This is a genomic window from Bradyrhizobium iriomotense, assembly GCF_018130765.1.
Taxonomy (GTDB): Bacteria; Pseudomonadota; Alphaproteobacteria; order Rhizobiales; family Xanthobacteraceae; genus Bradyrhizobium; species Bradyrhizobium iriomotense_A.
Map to the genome: position 1 here is coordinate 161547 of NZ_JAFCJZ010000007.1, position 19104 is coordinate 180650.

The following is a 19104-nucleotide window of genomic DNA, read 5'->3' on the forward strand; positions in this document are numbered from 1 at the left end:
GTTCCCGCTCGCAGCCCTACTCGGCGGCGCCGTCGCGTACCCGCCGCAGCCGCGCGGCGTGGTGGAGCACGCGCGACAGCTCCTCGATCGAATAGGGCTTTTGCACGAGATCGAAGCCGAGGCTGCCTTCCTGGGACAGGGCCTGGCTGTAGCCGGTGGTCAGCACGACCGGAACGCCGATGCCGCGATCGCGGATCGCCCGCCCGAGATCGAGCCCGGTCATCCCGGGCATCACGATGTCGGAGAACACGACGTCGAAACGATCCGTGCCCACCACAAGCTCGGCAAGCGCATCAGCGGCGTTGTCGACCAGCGTGATGCTGTAGCCGAGCGCGGTGAGGCCATCGGCGGCGAAATTGGCAAGCTCGATATTGTCTTCGACCAGCAGCACCGACATGCCGCTGCCGGCCACCGCAGGCGCGGTATTCGGCGCCTGCTGCTGCGGCAAGAGGTCCGCGGGCACGCGCGGCAGATAGAGCGAGAAGGTGCTGCCCTGGCCGACTTCGCTCGTCACCGTCACCTCGCCGCCGGATTGCCGGGCGAAGCCGAACACCTGGGACAGGCCAAGACCGGTGCCGTGGCCGACCTGCTTGGTGGTGAAGAACGGCTCGAAGATCCGCCCGAGTCGCGCGGCCGGAATGCCGACGCCGGTGTCGCTGACGGTCACGACGACGAAGCCCGGGTTTCCCGGGATATGATTGTGCGAGACGTGCGCCGGCGTGTCGGGAATGGTCGCCGCCGCCTCGACGGTGAAGCTGATCCTGCCCTTGCCAAGCATGGCATCGCGCGCATTGGTCGCCATGTTGATCAGCGCGGTCTCGAACTGGCTGGCATCGGCATTGACGAGGCACGGCACCGCCGGCAGCCGCATCGCGATCTCGATGGCGGGTCCCAGCAGCGTGGCGAGCATGTCGTGCAGCGACTGCAACCGCTCGCCGACGTCGAACACTTCCGGGTTCAGGGTCTGGCGCCGCGCAAAGGCGAGCAGCTGCGAGGTCAGCCTGGCCGCGCGCGCCACCGCGTCCGCAATCGCCGTGATGTAGCGCTGCCGTCGCTCTTCGGTCAGCTGCGGGCGGTTCAACAGATCGACCGAGGCGCGGATCACGGTCAGGAGGTTGTTGAAGTCATGGGCGACGCCGCCGGTGAGCTGGCCGAGCGCCTCCAGGCGCTGGCTGTGCTTGAGCGCCTCCTCGGCCTCGCGCCGCTTTGCGGCCTCCATCTGCAGATGCTGGGTGCGCCGGAAGGCGAATGCGAGCAGCAGGAACAGCAGCGCCGTGGCGGGAACGCCGAACACCAGATGCTGGCCCATGGTCGCGTACCAGCGCGCGCGGATCGCCGACGTCTCGAGTCCGGCGCTGACATAGATCGGATATTCGGCGACGCGCCTGTAGCCGATGCGGCGCTCGATCCCGTCCGACGGCCAGGCGATGGTCATGAGCCCGCGCGTGGGGTGCGCGGCGATCTCGCGGCCGACCGGTCCGCCCGGATCGAGGCGGAGGTCGCGGTCGAGCCGCGGGAAATGTGCCACCACCACGCCGTCGGTGCGACCCATCGCGAAGAAGCTGCCGGGATCGGAGCCGATCCTGGCGTAGAAGCTCTCGAAATATTCCGGCAGGACGGAAGCCTGGATCACGCCGATGAAGCTGCCGTCGTCGGTATCGCGGCGGCGGCTCATGCCGAAAAAGCGCGCGCCCTGATAGGGCGGACGCGGCGTCAGCGGCATGCCGATGAAGGTGCCGATGGTCTGGTCGACATGGACGTAGAAATAGTCGCGGTCCGCAAAGCGGAGCTCAGGCGGCGGCGAAACCAGGCTGTTGACCAGTGCTTTTCCATTCGCGTCGAAGATCCAGGCCGATTTGAGCTGCGGCAGCGAATCGGTCAGCCGCTTCAGCCGGCGGTGCAGCACCGCTTCGCGCGCGCGGATGACGTCGTCGGGAAGGCCGCGCACGACCTCGTTGAGCTCGGACAGGCTGCGGTCGATGGTCTCGAACACCTTGAGCGCATGCTCATGCGCCACATCGAGCGTGCGCTCGATCTCGCGGTCGGCGATGTCCCTGGTCGAGGTGTAGGAGATCGTGGAGGCGATCGCGAACAGCGCAATCGGCAGTGCCAGGGATGCAACCATCATCCACTGCAAAAGCCTCAGCGAATTGCGTTGCGCTCCCTGCACGGTCGCTCCGGTCCCTGACCGGAGAGCTTACTTGAATTTCCCGCCAGGAAGGAAGCGGCTTGTGGCGATAATCTTGGGTTGTATTCCGCCGAATCGCCCGCCACGCGCGTTGCGGCAAATTCTACTCAAACTGACGTCGATCGTGGCATGCCCCGGCCGCGGTGGTGGCCGGGGGACATGGCAAGAACGATGCTAGATCTGCCGCTCGACCATCTTGAGCTTCAGCTCGGCGATGGCTTCCGCCGGGTTGAGGCCCTTCGGGCAGGCCTTGGCGCAGTTCATGATGGTGTGGCAGCGGTAGAGCCGGAACGGGTCCTCGAGATTGTCGAGGCGCTCGCCGGTGGCTTCATCGCGGGAGTCAGAGACCCAGCGGTTGGCCTGGAGCAGCGCAGCGGGACCGAGATAGCGGTCGCTGTTCCACCAATAGCTCGGGCACGAGGTCGAGCAGCAGGCGCAGAGGATGCACTCGTAGAGGCCGTCGAGCTTCTCGCGGTCCTCGTGGGTTTGGCGCCATTCCTTCTGCGGCGTCGGCGAGGTCGTCTTCAGCCACGGCTCGATCGAGGCGTACTGCGCGTAGAAGTTCGTCAGATCGGGGACGAGGTCCTTGACGACCGGCTGGTGCGGCAGCGGGTTGATCTTCACCGCGCCGTCCTTCACGTCGTGCATCGAGCGGGTGCAGGCGAGCGTGTTCTGGCCGTCGATGTTCATGGCGCAGGAGCCGCAGACGCCTTCGCGGCAGGAGCGGCGGAAGGTCAGCGACGGGTCGATGTTGTTCTTGATCCAGATCAGGCCGTCCAGCACCATCGGACCGCAATCATTGGTGTCGACGTAATAGGTGTCGACGCTCGGATTCTTGCCGTCGTCCGGATTCCAGCGATAGACCTTGAACTCGCGCAGCTCGGTCGCGCCCGCGGGCTTCGGCCAGGTCTTGCCGCCGGTGATCTTGGAGTTCTTCGGAAGTGCGAATTCAACCATTGCTCTAACCTTTCGTCATTCCGGGATGGTCCGAAGGACCAGACCCGGAATCTCGAGATTCCGGGATCGATGCTGCGCATCGCCCCGGAATGACGGCTGCTGTTCGATCAGTACACGCGCGCCTTGGGCGCGATGTACTGCACGTCGTTGGTCATGGTGTAGTCGTGAACCGGGCGGTACTCGATCTTGACCTTGCCGGCATCGTCCAGCCAGGCCAGCGTGTGCTTCATCCAGTTCTTGTCGTCGCGCTCGGAGAAGTCCTCGCGGGCGTGCGCGCCGCGGCTCTCGGTGCGGTTGGCGGCCGAGTTCATCGTCACCACCGCCTGCGAGATCAGATTGTCGAACTCCAGCGTCTCGACGAGGTCCGAATTCCACACCAGCGAGCGGTCGGACACGGCGATGTCGGTGATGCCGCTGTGGACCTTCTGGATCAGGTTCTGGCCCTCGCTCAGGACTTCGCCGGTGCGGAACACGGCGCAGTTGTTCTGCATCACGTGCTGCATGCCTTCGCGCAGCTTCGCGGTCGGCGTGCCGCCGGAAGCATAGCGGAAATGGTCGAGGCGGCCGAGCGCCATCTCGGCCGAATTCGCCGGCAGCTCCGGCTGCTCGGCATTGGGCGTGAGCTTCTCGGCGCAGCGGAGCGCTGCGGCGCGGCCGAACACGACGAGGTCGATCAGCGAGTTGGAGCCGAGGCGGTTGGCGCCATGCACGGAGACACAGGCTGCTTCGCCCAGCGCCATCAGGCCGGGGACCACGGCATTATCGTCGCCGTTCTTCTTGGTCAGCACTTCGCCGTGATAGTTCGTGGGGATGCCGCCCATGTTGTAGTGCGTGGTCGGCACGATCGGGATCGGCTCGCGCGTCACGTCGACATTGGCGAAGATCTTTGCCGATTCCGAGATGCCCGGCAGCCGCTCGGCGAGCACCGCGGGATCGAGATGGTCGAGATGCAGGAAGATGTGGTCCTTCTTCTTGCCGACGCCGCGCCCCTCGCGGATCTCGATGGTCATCGCGCGCGAGACGACGTCGCGCGAGGCGAGGTCCTTGGCCGACGGCGCATAGCGCTCCATGAAGCGCTCGCCCTCGGAGTTGACGAGATAGCCGCCTTCGCCGCGCGCGCCCTCGGTGACGAGGCAGCCGGCGCCATAAATCCCGGTCGGGTGGAACTGGACGAACTCCATGTCCTGCAGCGGCAGGCCGGCGCGCAGCACCATGCCGCCGCCGTCACCGGTGCAGGTATGTGCCGAGGTGCAGGAGGCGTAGGCGCGGCCGTAGCCGCCGGTGGCGAGGATCGTGGTTTGGGCGCGGAAGCGGTGCAGCGTGCCGTCGTCGAGCTTGAGCGCGATGACGCCGCGGCAGACGCCCTGGTCGTCCATGATCAGGTCGATGGCGAAGAACTCGATGAAGAACTCTGCCGCGTGGCGCAGCGACTGGCCGTACATCGTGTGCAGCATGGCGTGACCGGTGCGGTCGGCGGCGGCGCAGGTGCGCTGCGCCTGGCCCTTGCCGTAATCCATGGTCATGCCGCCGAACGGGCGCTGGTAGATCTTGCCGTCCTCGGTGCGCGAGAACGGCACGCCCCAATGCTCGAGCTCGTAGACCGCCGCCGGCGCGTTGCGCACCATGTATTCGATCGCGTCCTGGTCGCCGAGCCAGTCCGACCCCTTCACGGTGTCGTACATGTGCCACCGCCAGTCGTCCTTGTGCATGTTGCCGAGCGAAGCCGAGATGCCGCCCTGCGCCGCGACCGTGTGCGAGCGGGTCGGAAACACTTTGGTGATGCAGGCGGTGCGAAGGCCGGCCTCGCTGCAGCCGACCACGGCGCGCAGGCCCGCGCCGCCGGCACCGACGACGACGACGTCATAGGTGTGGTCTTCGATCGGATAGGCTTTGCCGTTGGTGGCGGGAGCGCCGTTGCCCGAGCCATTCGTTGTGGTGGCCATGGGTTACACTCCGGATGACAGTTTCAGGATCGCGTAGGTCGAGGCGAGCGCCACGCCGATCGAGAAGAAATTGTTGAGCATGACCGAGACGAGCTTCAGCTTCTCGTTATGGACGTAGTCCTCGATCACCACCTGCATGCCGATCTTCATGTGCCAGGCGCTGGCGAAGATGAAGAGGAGCAGGATCACCGCGACGGGAATGGAGCTCAGAGTCTGCGCAGCATAGACCTGGTTGCGGCCGAGCAGCATCATGATGATCACCAGCGCCGGGATCATCAGCAGCGTCATGGCGACGCCGGTGATGCGCTGGCGCCAGAAATCGGACGTGCCGGAATGCGCGGCGCCGAGATTGCGGACGCGGCCGAGCGGGGTGCGCATGCTGCGCTTGGGCGTATCGGCTGCGCTCATCGGCCGCCTCCGTTCGCATAGGCGATAATCCAGATCAGCACCGTCAGCGCGATGCCGCCGATCAGGGCGCCCCAGGTCAGCGCTTCGCGCTCATTGGCCTTGAAGCCGTAGCCGAGGTCCCAGACGAAATGCCGGATGCCGCTCAGCATATGGTGCATCAGCGCCCAGGTGTAGCCGAACACGATCAGGCGGCCGATGATGCTGCCGGTGAAGGCCTGGACATGGGCGTAGGCGGCGGGGCCGGAGGCCGCCGCGACCAGCCACCAGACCAGCAGCAGGGTTCCGACATAAAGGGCGATACCGGTGGCACGATGAACGATGGACAGCGCCATCGTCAGCGTCCAGCGATAGACTTGCATGTGTGGTGAAAGCGGTCGTTCGATCCGTGCGGTCATGGGCTTTGATGTTGTATGGCGGCCCTTGAGGGCGCGCGCGGGGATCGCGAAAGGTCGGCTCTATTTACGGAGTCGATTTCGCCTGCGCAATCACCAAATCGCCATAAATCGAACGCTGGTTCATCTCTACAGCCTTGATGAAACAAGGCCAATCAGGGGCTTGGTATACCAGAGCCTCGGTCCGCCAACAAAGAAACGAACATTAGTTCATAGTTTTAGGAGGTGCCAGGCGCGTTGAAATTGCTATTGGAACACCTCTAAACGGACCATGCCGTCCAAACCGGGCAGAGATCGCCCAAGGGCGTCGCCGGCCTTATTCACCCGGGCGCCAACCTTCCTCCTCGCCATCCGATTTGATCCGGTCCGGATATGCGCACCCTGCATCCCACCCCGCCACAGAGAATCACCGGCTGAGCGGATCGCTTCCGCGCCACCGCTCGACCAGGAAATCGATGAAGGCGCGAATCTTCGTCGAGCCGAGTCGCGACGGCTGATACAGCGCGTGCAGCGGCGCCGGCGCCGGCTCGTGTGCGCGCAACAGCCGTCGTAGTCGTCCTTCCGCCAGCTGCCTCTCCACCTGCCATGACGGCACGCGGACGATGCCTGCGCCGTTCTCTGCGGCGGCGGCGAGCGCATCGAGGCTGTTGACCCAGAGCCGTCCCGCGATGCGGATTCGCGTTCCGCTGTTCGCCTCGCGGCCGAATCGCCAGGTTGCAGCGCCCGGCGCGTCGGAAAACACCAGGCAATCATGCTGCGCCAGATCGGCAGGCGTCTGCGGTTCGCCGCGGCGTGCGAGGTAATCGGGCGAAGCGCAGTGAATCATCTGCACCTCCGCGAGCTTTCGCATCACCAGCTGCGAATCGGGCATGCGCCCGACGCGAAGCGCCAGGTGAACGTCCTCCTCGATCAAATCGACGTTGCGATCGACCAGCAGAAGGTCCACGGCGAGCGATGGATAGGCGCGCAGGAAATCGCCGAGCAGCGGCGCGATCAGCAGGCGTCCCATCAATGTCGGCGCGCTGACGCGCAGCCGTCCCGATGGCTCGCGGCGATTCCCGGCCAGCCCCTCCTCGATCTCCTTGAGCTCGCCCAGGATCGACCTGGCGCGCTCGTAGAGCATGCGCCCATCCTCCGTGAGCGCGAGCTGTCGCGTCGTCCGCATCAGCAGGCGCGTGCCGAAGTGGCGCTCGAGCGCAGAAATCTGCCGGCTCACCGATGTCAGCGAGCTCGGCAACGATCGCGCCGCCGCCGACAGGCTGCCGGCATCCACGGCCCGCACGAAGGTTGCCATCGCTGCAAGCTGGTCCATCGCCATCCTTCCGTGATTCGCAAGGGATTATGACGCTTGCCAGAGATAGCGCCGAAAAACGGAAGGGTCTACATTGCGGTGGCTCCTAGCAGTCCGGGACTTACCATGCCCACTCATGTCAGCCTGACGTCCATCGCCCGCCGGCGGACCGCACGCGGCCTCCATAGCGTCCTGCCGGGCCTGCTTCCGTTGCTGGTCTTCTCGCTGGTCGGCGTCACGCTGGACGGCCTCGCGGCGCTTGGTGCCTACGGTCGGCACGGCCTGGGTCTCGCGGGCCTGCTTCTGGTCGTCTCCGCGCCCGTCCTCGCCGCTGCCGCAGCCTTCTGCGCCGCGCATCCGCGGGAGCTGCCGATGGATCGCCGCCGATGAGCGGCCTCGAGGTCTCTGACGTCGTCGAGCTCGCGCTGCTGCTGATCGCAACCGGCGCACTCTCGGGATTTCTGGCCGGCGTGTTCGGCATCGGCGGCGGTGCGATTCTCGTGCCGGTGTTCTACGAATGCTTCCGCATCGCCGGCGTGCCATTGGAGGTGCGGATGCCGCTCTGCGTCGGCACCTCGCTCGCCGTGATCATCCCGACCTCGATCCGTTCGTTCCAGGCCCATTACAGGCGCGGCGCGGTGGACATGTCGATCCTGCGCGTCTGGTGGCTGCCGATCGTGCTCGGCGTCGTCTCGGGGAGCGTCGTCGCGCGTTACGCGCCGGAGCGGTTGTTCAAGATCGTGTTCGTTTGCGTCGCCTGGTCGGCGGCAGCGCGTCTCATCTTTGCGCGCGAGGGCTGGAAGTTCGGCGACGATCTGCCGAAGGGACCGGTGATGCGCGTCTACGGCTTCTGCGTCGGTGTCCTCTCGACGCTGATGGGCATCGGCGGCGGCCTGTTCTCGAACCTGCTGATGACCTTCTACAGCCGTCCGATCCACCAGGCGGTCGCGACCTCGTCGGCGCTCGCGGTGCTGATCTCGATCCCCGGCGCGCTCGGCTACATCTATGCCGGATGGCCAGCAGCGGCGAACTACCCGGCCGTAGCAGCGCTGCAAGTGCCGTTCGCGCTCGGCTACGTCTCGCTGATCGGCGCCGTGCTGGTGATGCCGATGAGTCTCGTCACCGCGCCGCTCGGTGTGAAAGCCGCGCACGCGATGTCCAAGCGGACGCTGGAGGCCGCGTTCGGCTGCTACCTGTTCATTGTCGGCAGCCGGTTTGTGATGAGCCTGGTGGGCGGGCAGTGAGCGCCGCCATCGTAGGGTGGGTTAGCTCGCCGCTGCGCGAAGCGCAGTCCGCTAGCGTAACCCACCACTTCTGTCACCGCGGAGATTAAAGCGGTGGGTTACGCCTTCGGCTAACCCACCCTACGGATTTGCGCGCGCCAATCCTATTTCTTCGCGTAAATATCCTTGTACGTATCGCGCAAAATGTTCTTCTGCACCTTGCCCATCGTATTGCGCGGCAGCTCGTCGACGACGAAGACGCGCTTGGGCATCTTGAATTTTGCCAGGCGCCCGTCGAGTGCCTTCAGCACCGAGGCCTCGCTGACGTCGGCGCCCTTGTTGCAGACCAGCACCGCGGTGACGCCTTCGCCGAAATCGGCATGCGGCACGCCGATCACGGCGGACTCGACCACGCCGGGCATGGCGTCGATCTCGCTCTCGATCTCCTTGGGGTAGACGTTGAAACCGCCGGAGATCACGAGATCCTTGCCGCGGCCGAGAATGTGGACGTAGCCCTTGTCGTCGATCTTGCCGAGATCGCCGGTGATGAAGAAGCCGTCGGGCCGGAATTCGGACTTGGTCTTCTCTGGCATGCGCCAATAGCCTTTGAACACGTTCGGGCCCTTGACCTCGATCATGCCGATTTCTTCGCGCGGCAATTCCTTGCCGGTCTCGGGCTCGGTGACGCGCACGGAGACGCCGGGGAGCGGAAAGCCGACCGCGCCGGGCACGCGCTCGCCATCATAGGGGTTTGAGGTGTTCATGTTGGTCTCGGTCATGCCGTAGCGCTCGAGCACCGCATGTCCCGTGCGCGCCGACCATTCGCGATGGGTCTCCGCCAGCAGCGGCGCCGAGCCCGAGATGAACAGCCGCATGTGCTTGGTCGCCTCCTTCGACAGCGCGGGGTTCTGCAGCAGGCGGGTGTAGAAGGTCGGCACGCCCATCAGCACGGTGGAGCGCGCCATCAGCTTGATGATCAGGTCAGGATCGAGCTTAGGCAGGAAGATCATCGACGCGCGCGAGAACAGCGTCACGTTGGTCGCCACGAACAGGCCGTGCGTGTGGTAGATCGGCAGCGCGTGGATCAGCACGTCCTTGTCGGTGAAGCGCCAGTAGCCGACGAGCGAGAGCGAGTTCGACGCGAGATTGTCGTGCGTCAGCATCGCGCCCTTGGAGCGGCCGGTGGTGCCCGAGGTGTAGAGAATCGCGGCGAGATCGTCGCTCGCGCGGGGAACGGTGGTGAACTCGCTGCTCGCCTTCCCGGCGGCGTCCGTCAGCGAGCCCTTGCCGTCAGGGCCGAGCGTCTCGACCTTGGCCTTCACCTTGGCGGCGATCGGCGCGAGCCCTTCGGCCTTGGAGGGATCGCAGACCACCAGCGACGGCTCGGCATCGCCGATGAAGTAGTCGAGCTCGTTCAGCGTATAGGCGGTGTTGAGGGGCAAATAGACCGCGCCGGCGCGCACGGTCGCCAGATACAGCACGATATTGGCGACGGATTTCTCGACCTGCACCGCGACGCGGTCACCCGGCTTCACGCCGCGCGCGACCAGCACGTTCGCCATCTGCCCGGCCCGCGCGATCAGATCGCCATAGCTGATATGGGCGCCGTCCTGCGTCTCGATCGCGAGCCGTTTGGGATCGTCGAGGCCGTCGAACAGGCGGGAAAACAGGTTGGCGTTGGCTGCGTGGCTCATGCAAGATTTCCTCGACCGCAAGACTGACAAGGCCGGTCAAAACCGAGGGCTGGATTAGCAAAAACCGCCCCAATGAAGCAACGGAGACAGTTTGCATGTCAAAAAACGGGAAACGCGTGGCCTGGGTGACGGGCGGCGGCAGCGGGATCGGGGAAGCCGGCGCCGAGGCGCTGGCTGCCGACGGCTGGACAGTGGTGGTCTCGGGCCGGCGCAAGGACGCACTGGATACCGTGGTTGCGAAGATCACGGGGGCCGGCGGGGTCGCGGAGGCCATCGCGCTGGATGTGTCCAATGCGGCTGAAGCCCAGAAGGCGGCCGATCAGATCGTCGCCAAGCACGGCCGTATCGACCTTCTGGTCAACAATGCCGGCATCAACGTCCCCAAGCGCAGCTGGCAGGACATGGAACAGGAGGGCTGGGACAGACTGGTCCAGGTCAATCTCAACGGCGTGCTCTATTGCATGCGCGCAGTGCTGCCGACGATGCGCAAGCAGCAGGACGGCTCGATCATCAACGTCTCGTCCTGGGCCGGCCGCCACGTCTCGAAGATGCCGGGCCCGGCCTACACCACCACCAAGCACGCGGTGCTGGCGCTGACCCATTCCTTCAACATGGACGAATGCGTCAACGGCCTGCGCGCCTGCTGCCTGATGCCGGGCGAGGTGGCAACCCCGATCCTGAAGCTGCGCCCGGTGGTGCCGAGCGAGGCGGAGCAGGCGAAGATGCTGCAGCCCGAAGATTTGGGGCGCACCATCGCCTTCATCGCCTCGATGCCGCCGCGCGTCTGTATCAACGAGCTGCTGATCAGCCCGACGCACAATCGCGGGTTCATCCAGACGCCGCTGAGCAGGGATTGAGGCAAAGGACGCGCGGCAATCTCCACTCGTCGTCCCGGGGCGCGACGAAGTCGCGAGCCTGGGACCCATAACCACAGGGAGAAGTGGTTGCACGAAGCTGGTCACTCCGGGTCTTCGCCAAACATCTTCCTGTGGTTATGGGTCCCGGATCTGCGCGCGCTTGGAGCGCGCTTGTCCGGGACGACGGCGGAGGGTGAGGTGCGTGCGTGCACACACGAACACGCCGCCCGATAGTTTCACCCATCACAAAGAATTTTTCCCCGAAACCGCATCGCAAACCCTCCCGTAGTTCGGCCAACGACGGCGCTGCTGCTTCGCGCCAAGAGGTCGCAAGCACCGTTGTTGCCCCAACTCAAGCACCGGCGAGTGCCGGTCAAATTCAATCGGGAGATTCTCCATGTCGAAGCGTATTGCCTATCTCACTGCCGCCGCCTTCAGCGCCCTCGCCATCACCGCGACCGTCGTCGCGCCGGTGCGTGCCGAGGAAAAGACCGTCATGGTCGGCGGCGCCGCGATGTTCCCGTCGAAGAACATCGTCCAGAACGCTGTCAACTCGAAGGACCACACCACGCTGGTGGCCGCAGTGAAGGCGGCGGGCCTGGTGTCGACGCTGGAAAGCAAGGGCCCGTTCACGGTGTTCGCGCCGACCAACGCCGCCTTCGGCAAGCTGCCGGCCGGCACCGTCGACAATCTGGTCAAGCCCGAGAACAAGGCAACGCTGACCAAGATCCTCACCTACCATGTCGTGCCCGGCAAGCTCGAGGCCTCCGACCTCACCGACGGCAAGAAGCTGAAGACCGCCGAAGGCGAGGAGCTGACGGTCAAGAAGATGGACGGCAAGACCTGGATCGTCGACGCCAAGGGCGGCATCTCGATGTTGACGATCACGAACGTCAACCAGTCGAACGGCGTCATCCATGTGGTCGACACCGTGCTGATGCCGGCAACGTAACACCGCGCACCCCTGTTTCATCCCCCGAACAGGGTGCTTTGAGACGGCGAGCCGGGGGCGCCCGGCTCGCCTTTTTGTGACCGGCATAGCCTGCGGGCATCGATTCGATGGCCAACGGGGCGTAACGAAAGCGGACGCATCGGCGTATATTCGGTGTCACACGACGTTCAGGACGGAACCATCATGGCGAGCCTCACAGTCACCGACGAGCAGGTCAGGGCCACCCCGACCAAAGCGATCCAGCCGGCCTGGGTCCGCGTCATGCATTGGATCAACGCCCTCGCCATGATCCTGATGATCCTGTCGGGCTGGCAGATCTACAACGCCTCGCCGCTGTTCGGCTTCAGTTTTCCGCGCGAATACACGCTGGGTGGTTGGCTCGGCGGCGGCCTGCTCTGGCACTTTGCGGCGATGTGGCTGTTGATGATCAACGGCCTCGCCTATCTCGTCACCGGCTTCGCCACCGGCCGCTTCCGGAAAAAGCTGCTGCCGATCACGCCATCAGGCGTGCTCCACGACGTCAGGGCGGCGCTGACCTTCAAGCTCGGTCATGACGATCTCACCGTCTACAATTACGTGCAGCGTCTGCTCTATGCCGGCATCATCGTGGTCGGCGTGCTGATCGTGCTCTCCGGCCTCGGCATGTGGAAGCCGGTGCAGCTCTATTATCTCGTGATGCTGTTCGGCGACTATCCGACTGCGCGCTACGTGCACTTCTTCTGCATGGCCGCGATCTGCGCCTTCCTCGTCATTCACGTCCTGCTCGCGCTGCTGGTGCCGAAGAGCCTGCGCGCGATGATCATTGGCCGTTGAGTAGGAGAACAGTCATGGCCAAGCGCTCTTTCCTGATCCCCGGCGTCGACAAGCGGCTGCTGATCAAGGACTCCATCAAGACGATGCCCGACGTCACCCGCCGCCGCTTCATCGCGGGCGGTGCCAGCCTCGGCGCGCTGACGCTGCTCACCGGCTGCGACGTGATCGACTCGTCCTCGGCCGAGGAGATGCTGAAGAGCGTCTCGAAGTTCAACGACGCCGTGCAGTCCTTTATCTTCAATCCCGACGCGCTGGCGCCGACCTTCCCCGAGAGCGCGATCACGAAGCCGTTCCCGTTCAACGCCTATTACGATCTCGACGACGCGCCTGATGTCTCGGCCGCAGACTGGAAGCTCGAGGTGCGCGGCCTCGTCGACAACAAGAAATCCTGGACGCTGGAGGAGCTCTACAAGCTGCCGCAGGTAACGCAGATCACCCGTCACATCTGCGTCGAGGGCTGGAGCGCGATCGGCAGCTGGACCGGCACCCCCTTGCGCGATTTCCTAAAACTGATCGGCGCCGACACGCGCGCGAAATATGTCTGGTTCCAGTGCGCCGACAAGGACGGCTACAACTCGCCGCTCGACATGCGCAGCGCGCTGCATCCGCAGACGCAGATGACGTTCAAATATGCGAACGAGATTTTGCCGCGCGCCTACGGCTTCCCAATGAAGATCCGCGTGCCGACAAAACTCGGCTTCAAGAACCCGAAATACGTGGTCTCGATGGAAGTCACCAACGACTACAAGGGCGGCTACTGGGAAGACCAGGGGTATAATTCGTTCAGCGGAAGCTGATGGCTTCGTAGGGTGGGTTAGCCTCGCGGCTGCGCGAAGCGCAGTCCGCCAGGCGTAACCCACCAACTTCGTCCGGCAAACGCGGAAGCATGGTGGGTTACGCTGGCGCTAACCCACCCTACGGCACCGTTGATTTGGGCGGCCCCACCTTCCGCTGGCACAGCGCCGCCACCGCACCCAGTGCCAGCAGCGCGGCCGACACATTCAGCGCGTAACTCAGACTCCCCAGCGCATCGGTGATCGCGCCGACCACGATCGGGCCGAGCGTCTGGCCGACGCCGAACGAGATCGTCATCGCCGCGATCGCGGTCGGCCACACCTCGGGCGGGTAGTTGAAGCGCACGAACGCGGTGGTCGAGCCGACCACGGCGAAGAAGGCGACGCCGAACACGACCGCCGACACCGCGAGCCATGCCGGCGAATGCCCCAGCATCGGCAAGGCCGCACCGAGCGCGTTGGTGCCGAGGATGATGGTGGTGGCGAGCCCGCCGCGGTCCAGCGCCAGCACGCCGCGCCAGGCCCAGGGCGTGACGAAGGCGGACAGGCCGATCAGGCTCCAGAACGCGGCCTGCGCCGCGGCGCCGCCGCCGCCGTCGCGCACATAGGCGATCATGAAGGTCATGTAGGCGATGTAGCCCGCGCCGAACAGGAAATAGCCGGCTAGATAGATCAGTATGGGCATGATCGCGAAGGCGGCGTGGCTGCCTTCCGAGAAGCGCACCCGGCTCTCGATGCGGATCAGGAACAGCGGGATCGTCATCGCGACGGACAGTAGCGTCAGCGCCCACCACACCAGCCACCACGAGCCGGGTCCGAAATATTGCAGCGTGAACGGGGCGATCAGCCCGGAGGCGAGAATGCCGATGCCGGGCCCGGCATAGAACAGGCTGAGCAGGAAATTGGCCCGCTCCGGGCGCGACTGCGCGATCGCCGCGGCCAGCGCGCCGCCGGCGACGAAGCCGGCGGCCGCTCCGAGGCCCAGCACGAGGCGGGCAAGGCTCAGGGCGACGAAATTGCCCGTCAGCGCGCAAGTTGCGAGCGCGGCGACGCAGGCCAGGGTTCCGCCGCGGATCGCGGCCGACCAGCCGACGCGCCGGATCAGCCGGGACGCCACCAGCGCGCCCACGAGGTAGCCGACGGCGTTGATCGTGTTCATGAAACCGGCCGCCGAGTAGGACCAGCCGAGATCCTCCCGCATGTCGGGCAGCACCAGCGCATAGGCAAAGCGGCCGATGCCGAGCCCGACCGTTGCGGCCAGCGACAGGGTCAGGATCAGCCGCGCAGGATGTGCGTCGGGCGGGGGGCGATCAGGGGCGTGCAAGGGATACTCCGGCAGCCCGCACTGTGGCAGGCCCTGCCGGTCTTGCACAGCCGCGGCGCGGCAATGGTGTCTTGCCAAGCGCGCAACGCCGCTCTAGCACTCCGGCCGAACCGTCATTCCGGGGCGCGCGAAGCGCGAGCCCGGAATCCATTTCCCGGCTTGCGCTGTGGCCCGATGGATTCCGGGCTCGCTCGCTTTGCTCGCGCCCCGGAATGACGAGAGAGGATCGAGAAGGAAACGACCATGGCGACCCACAAATTGCTGCTGCTCCCCGGCGACGGTATCGGCCCGGAGGTGATGGGCGAGGTGAAGCGGCTGATCGATTGGCTCAATTCGGCCGGGATCGCCAAGTTCGAGACCGACACCGGCCTCGTCGGCGGCTCCGCCTATGACGCCCACAAGGTGTCGATCTCCGAGGGCGACATGGCCAAGGCGCTTGCGGCCGACGCCATCATCTTCGGCGCGGTCGGCGGCCCGAAGTGGGATGCGGTGCCTTACGAGGTGCGCCCCGAAGCCGGCCTGCTGCGCCTGCGCAAGGATCTCGCTTTGTTCGCCAACCTCCGCCCCGCCATGTGCTACCCGGCGCTGGCCGATGCCTCGAGCCTGAAGCGCGAGGCGGTCGAGGGCCTCGACATCGTCATCGTGCGCGAGCTCACCGGCGGCGTCTATTTCGGCGAGCCCAAGACCATCACCGATCTCGGCAACGGCCAGAAGCGCGCCATCGATACCCAAGTCTACGACACCTATGAGATCGAGCGCATCGGCCGCGTCGCCTTCGAGCTTGCCAGGAAGCGCAAGAACAAGGTGACCTCGATGGAGAAGCGCAACGTCATGAAGTCGGGCGTGCTCTGGAACGAGGTCATGACCCAGGTCCACAAGCGCGAATATCCCGATGTCACGCTCGAGCATCAGCTCGCCGATTCCGGCGGCATGATGCTGGTGAAGTGGCCGAAGCAGTTCGACGTCATCGTGACAGACAATTTGTTCGGCGACATGCTGTCCGACATCGCGGCGATGCTGACCGGCTCGCTCGGCATGCTGCCCTCGGCCTCGCTCGGCGAGGTCGACGTCAAGACCAAGAAGCGCAAGGCGCTGTACGAGCCCGTGCACGGCTCGGCGCCTGATATCGCCGGCAAGGGCCTCGCCAACCCGATCGCGATGATCTCGTCCTTCGGCATGGCGCTGCGCTATTCCTTCGACATGGGCGATCTCGCCGACAAGGTCGACGCCGCGATCGCCGCGGTGCTCGCCAGCGGCCTGCGCACCGCCGACATCAAGTCGGAGGGCACCACGGCCGCTTCCACCACGCAGATGGGCGAAGCGATCCTGAAGGAATTGCAGAAGCTTCACGCGTAAGCGGCAAGCACCGCGATCGTAGGGTGGGCAAAGCGAAGCGTGCCCACCAATCGATCGCGATCAGAGAGAGGTGGTGGGCACGGCGCGTCGCGCCTTTGCCCACCCTACGGCACCTCTCACAAACAAAAATGGCCGGGCGCGAGCCCGGCCATTTTGATTCGGTGCCTGCCGCCTCAGTACAGCGGGAAATTCCGCGGATAGCCTCCGACGTCGGCCGGCGTTGAGAGCGGCTGGCGATCGATCGGCCGGTTGTTGTTCTCGCGTGCGAAGGTCGGATAGCCGATCTCCGGCGGGAAGGCGTAATCCATGAACTTGCGGTCGCCCGGATTGACCTCGGTGCCGCCGTCGAGCCAGGAGCGCTTGCTCACATAGATGCGGGTGCGGCCCTGCTGATAGACCGCGTTGGGACCGCTCGGGCCGTAATAGGGCCGGCCGCGATCGTCATAGCGCTTGGTCTTGGTGTCGGCCGCAGCCGGCGCCGCGAAGGCGATGGCAATCGCGGCGCCCGCCGCAAGCAGCGTCGCCAGTTTGTTCGCGGCAGAGAATGTCGAGCTCATCACGTCCCCTTCAGGCGGCACGCCGCCAGTCGATTTCGCCCCATAATAGACCGGCCGGGGTGGCCGCAACTAGGTCTATTGGGTCACACCAGCCCGGAATAATCGGGCGTGCCGGCAAAAGTTGCATGCAAACCAGCCACTTGAGCTTGATGCCGGTCAAAGCGCCCCGCGCAATTGCGCGTTCGCTGCGCCGAGCAGCCAGTCCGACGTGCCTTGGGACGACCCTTGGGGCTCGCAACCCCGGCGCTTGAGCTCGGCATGGGCGAACAATTCCGCCAGCTTGGGCTCGTTGCCGGAGGTGAGCAGCGTCAGCCGGTTCAGGGTGCAGGCGATCGCCGCGCGCCGGGCGGGCAGCGTATCGCCCTGGCAGGAGAAGCCGGAGATCTGCAGCGCCGGCTCCTCGCTGCGCTTGAGGTAGCCGAGGCAGGCCGCCTTCGCCGTGCCGGTCGGCCGGAACAGGGCGACCGGACCGAATTTGGTGTCGATCAGGCCGGCCTGCTCGAGCGGAGTATCCGCACCCAGCCCCATCTGGACCGCGAGGTCGGTTGCCGCCGGGCGCGCCACGTCGAATTCGCCGCCCTCCCGGTAGATCTCGAGCTGAGCCAGCGGCTTGTCCGCCTCGCCGGTCCAGCGCATCACGTCCTTGCGGCCGCCTTCGGGGTGCCGAAGGACGGCGTAAGATGCTGTTTTGTCGGATGAATCGAGCCGGCTGAGGGCGAAGGCCGGATGCGAGCGGTCGGCCACGCTCCAGCCCGGCTTTGAGGCGGGCTCATCGTCGCGCAAGGCAGGCAGCTGGCCGAGGGCCGCGAGGCCTACGATGGCAAACAGAAGTAGCGCCCCCACATAGGCGAACAGGCGTGCCACCGTGCCGACCACCTCGTCGGCGAAGGCTGCGAGCGTCAGATGGATCTGGGTAGGGCTAACGGCCGTCCTGGCCTCAGGCGACTGCATCCACGGCCTTCAGGCATGGTCCAACGTTGTCTTGAGGCCGGTTCTCGCATAGAAGCGCTGCTCTTCCTGTTTAAGCGTCAGCTTCAGGAACGGGCTTTTTCATCGGAGAGTGAACGATGGGTTACAAAGTCGCAGTCGTCGGCGCGACCGGCAATGTCGGACGGGAAATGCTCAACATCCTCGATGAGCGCAAATTCCCCGCGGACGAGGTCGTGGCCCTGGCGTCACGCCGCAGCGTCGGCGTCGAGGTCTCCTATGGCGATCGCACCCTGAAGGTCAAAGCGCTCGAGCATTACGATTTCTCCGACGTCGACATCTGCCTGATGTCGGCGGGCGGCTCGGTGTCGAAGGAATGGTCGCCGCAGATCGGCGCCGCCGGCGCGGTCGTGATCGACAATTCCTCGGCCTGGCGTATGGACCCGGAGGTACCGCTGATCGTGCCCGAGGTGAACGCAGCCGCGACCGAAGGCTTCAAGAAGAAGAACATCATCGCCAACCCGAACTGCTCGACCGCGCAGCTCGTCGTCGCGCTCAAGCCGCTGCACGACAAGGCGACGATCAAGCGCGTCGTGGTCTCGACCTATCAATCGGTGTCGGGCGCCGGCAAGGACGCGATGGACGAATTGTTCTCGCAGACCAAGGCTGTCTACACCAATGACGAGCTGGTCGCGAAGAAATTCCCCAAGCGCATCGCCTTCAACGTCATCCCCCACATCGACGTCTTCATGGAGGATGGCTACACCAAGGAAGAGTGGAAGATGATGGCGGAGACCAAGAAGATCCTTGATCCCAAGATCAAGCTCTCCGCGACCTGCGTGCGCGTGCCCGTGTTCGTCGGCCACTCCGAAGCCGTCAACATCGAGTTCGAGAATCCGATCAGCGCCGACGAAGCGCGCGAGATCCTGCGCAAGGCGCCCGGCTGCCTCGTCATCGACAAGCAGGAGCCCGGCGGCTACGCCACGCCCTATGAGGCGGCCGGCGAGGACGCCACCTATATCAGCCGCATCCGCGAGGACGCGACGGTGGAGAACGGTCTCGTGCTGTGGTGCGTGTCCGACAACCTGCGCAAGGGCGCAGCCCTCAACGCGATCCAGATCGCGGAAGTGCTGATCAACCGCAAGCTGATCACCGCTAAGAAGAAGGCGGCGTAACTCCGCTGCCGTAGGGTGGGCAAAGGCGCGCTCTGCGCCGTGCCCCTCTCGTCCTCCCGGACAAGCGCGCCAAAAGCGCGCGCAGATCCGGGACCCATAACCACAGGGAGACGTGGTTACGGGGACTCGGAGTTACGCCTTCGCGCCTCACTTGGTCCTGTGGTTATGGGCCCCGGATCGGCGCTCCGCTCTGGACAACGCTGCGCGTTGCCAGGAGCTCCGCTTGTCCGGGACGACGATCGCATCTGAGGCG

At 65.3% G+C, this 19104-nt stretch carries 18 protein-coding genes and 1 pseudogene; 8 read left to right on the forward strand and 11 right to left on the reverse strand.

Annotated elements, in window-relative coordinates; all coding sequences use genetic code 11:
* Window positions 1–16 precede the first annotated feature (16 nt).
* From JQ635_RS15060 to JQ635_RS38975, 7 genes and pseudogenes are all read right to left on the reverse strand, one after another.
* Entirely contained in the window at window positions 17–2170 is a 2154-nt protein-coding gene (locus JQ635_RS15060) for a hybrid sensor histidine kinase/response regulator (RefSeq protein ID WP_211410628.1), read from the reverse strand.
* 192 nt (window positions 2171–2362) lie between these two features.
* Complete coding sequence (locus tag JQ635_RS15065) at window positions 2363–3145, reverse strand: succinate dehydrogenase iron-sulfur subunit (protein ID WP_211410629.1); 783 nt, start codon at window positions 3143–3145, stop codon at window positions 2363–2365.
* Between the two features lie 107 nt (window positions 3146–3252).
* Window positions 3253–5088, reverse strand: coding sequence for a succinate dehydrogenase flavoprotein subunit (sdhA, locus tag JQ635_RS15070; RefSeq protein ID WP_211410630.1), 1836 nt, complete (start codon window positions 5086–5088; stop codon window positions 3253–3255).
* A 3-nt stretch (window positions 5089–5091) separates the two neighbouring features.
* Window positions 5092–5496: a succinate dehydrogenase, hydrophobic membrane anchor protein gene (gene sdhD / locus JQ635_RS15075; RefSeq protein ID WP_211410631.1), complete on the reverse strand. Its 405-nt coding sequence runs from the start codon at window positions 5494–5496 to the stop codon at window positions 5092–5094.
* Window positions 5493–5891 (reverse strand): succinate dehydrogenase, cytochrome b556 subunit, encoded by a 399-nt coding sequence (gene sdhC, locus JQ635_RS15080; RefSeq protein ID WP_211410632.1) that lies wholly within the window; start codon window positions 5889–5891, stop codon window positions 5493–5495. Before sdhC ends, sdhD begins: the two co-directional genes overlap by 4 nt.
* 403 nt (window positions 5892–6294) lie before the next feature.
* The gene (locus JQ635_RS15085) at window positions 6295–7011 is read right to left on the reverse strand and encodes a substrate binding domain-containing protein (protein ID WP_246583562.1); all 717 of its coding nucleotides are present in this window, start codon (window positions 7009–7011) and stop codon (window positions 6295–6297) included.
* Window positions 7012–7071: 60 nt separating this feature from the next.
* Window positions 7072–7206 (reverse strand): annotated as a pseudogene (locus JQ635_RS38975) (LysR family transcriptional regulator); the annotation flags it as partial.
* A 99-nt stretch (window positions 7207–7305) separates the two neighbouring features.
* Between JQ635_RS38975 and JQ635_RS15090 the strand changes: the two are divergent.
* Together JQ635_RS15090 and JQ635_RS15095 are read left to right on the forward strand one after the other, a co-directional pair.
* A complete protein-coding gene (locus tag JQ635_RS15090; protein ID WP_211410634.1) occupies window positions 7306–7569 on the forward strand; it encodes a hypothetical protein in 264 nt (87 codons plus the stop codon).
* Window positions 7566–8423, forward strand: a complete 858-nt coding sequence (locus JQ635_RS15095) for a sulfite exporter TauE/SafE family protein (RefSeq protein WP_211410635.1) — start codon at window positions 7566–7568, stop codon at window positions 8421–8423. The genes JQ635_RS15090 and JQ635_RS15095 overlap by 4 nt, the downstream gene beginning before the upstream one ends.
* Window positions 8424–8566: 143 nt before the next feature.
* Here the strand turns inward: JQ635_RS15095 and JQ635_RS15100 are convergent, their stop codons facing one another.
* The gene (locus JQ635_RS15100) at window positions 8567–10096 is read right to left on the reverse strand and encodes a malonate--CoA ligase (RefSeq protein WP_211410636.1); all 1530 of its coding nucleotides are present in this window, start codon (window positions 10094–10096) and stop codon (window positions 8567–8569) included.
* Window positions 10097–10191: 95 nt separating this feature from the next.
* On the opposite strand from JQ635_RS15100, the gene JQ635_RS15105 reads away from it, so the two are divergent.
* The 4 genes from JQ635_RS15105 to JQ635_RS15120 all read left to right on the forward strand — a co-directional run bounded on the left by JQ635_RS15105 (window position 10192) and on the right by JQ635_RS15120 (window position 13515).
* Complete coding sequence (locus tag JQ635_RS15105; RefSeq protein WP_211410637.1) at window positions 10192–10953, forward strand: SDR family oxidoreductase; 762 nt, start codon at window positions 10192–10194, stop codon at window positions 10951–10953.
* 397 nt (window positions 10954–11350) lie between these two features.
* On the forward strand, window positions 11351–11905 hold the full coding sequence (locus tag JQ635_RS15110) for a fasciclin domain-containing protein (protein WP_211410638.1): 555 nt from the start codon (window positions 11351–11353) through the stop codon (window positions 11903–11905).
* 183 nt (window positions 11906–12088) lie between these two features.
* Window positions 12089–12718 carry a cytochrome b/b6 domain-containing protein gene (locus JQ635_RS15115; RefSeq protein ID WP_211410639.1) on the forward strand — a complete coding sequence of 210 codons (630 nt, stop codon included), beginning with the start codon at window positions 12089–12091 and terminating at the stop codon, window positions 12716–12718.
* Between the two features lie 14 nt (window positions 12719–12732).
* Window positions 12733–13515: a molybdopterin-binding protein gene (locus JQ635_RS15120; RefSeq protein ID WP_211410640.1), complete on the forward strand. Its 783-nt coding sequence runs from the start codon at window positions 12733–12735 to the stop codon at window positions 13513–13515.
* Between the two features lie 118 nt (window positions 13516–13633).
* Here the strand turns inward: JQ635_RS15120 and JQ635_RS15125 are convergent, their stop codons facing one another.
* Window positions 13634–14836, reverse strand: a complete 1203-nt coding sequence (locus tag JQ635_RS15125) for a YbfB/YjiJ family MFS transporter (protein WP_211410641.1) — start codon at window positions 14834–14836, stop codon at window positions 13634–13636.
* Between the two features lie 243 nt (window positions 14837–15079).
* Between JQ635_RS15125 and leuB the strand changes: the two genes are divergently transcribed.
* Window positions 15080–16192 carry a 3-isopropylmalate dehydrogenase gene (gene leuB / locus JQ635_RS15130; RefSeq protein WP_211410642.1) on the forward strand — a complete coding sequence of 371 codons (1113 nt, stop codon included), beginning with the start codon at window positions 15080–15082 and terminating at the stop codon, window positions 16190–16192.
* 173 nt (window positions 16193–16365) lie between these two features.
* Here leuB and JQ635_RS15135 read toward each other — a convergent pair whose 3' ends face one another.
* Together JQ635_RS15135 and JQ635_RS15140 are read right to left on the reverse strand one after the other, a co-directional pair.
* Entirely contained in the window at window positions 16366–16749 is a 384-nt protein-coding gene (locus JQ635_RS15135; RefSeq protein ID WP_211410643.1) for a hypothetical protein, read from the reverse strand.
* Window positions 16750–16905: 156 nt separating this feature from the next.
* Window positions 16906–17700, reverse strand: a complete 795-nt coding sequence (locus JQ635_RS15140) for a hypothetical protein (protein WP_211410644.1) — start codon at window positions 17698–17700, stop codon at window positions 16906–16908.
* 116 nt (window positions 17701–17816) lie between these two features.
* Here JQ635_RS15140 and JQ635_RS15145 point away from each other — a divergent pair, with 116 nt between their 5' ends.
* The gene (locus JQ635_RS15145) at window positions 17817–18851 is read left to right on the forward strand and encodes an aspartate-semialdehyde dehydrogenase (protein WP_211410645.1); all 1035 of its coding nucleotides are present in this window, start codon (window positions 17817–17819) and stop codon (window positions 18849–18851) included.
* Window positions 18852–19104 lie beyond the last annotated feature (253 nt).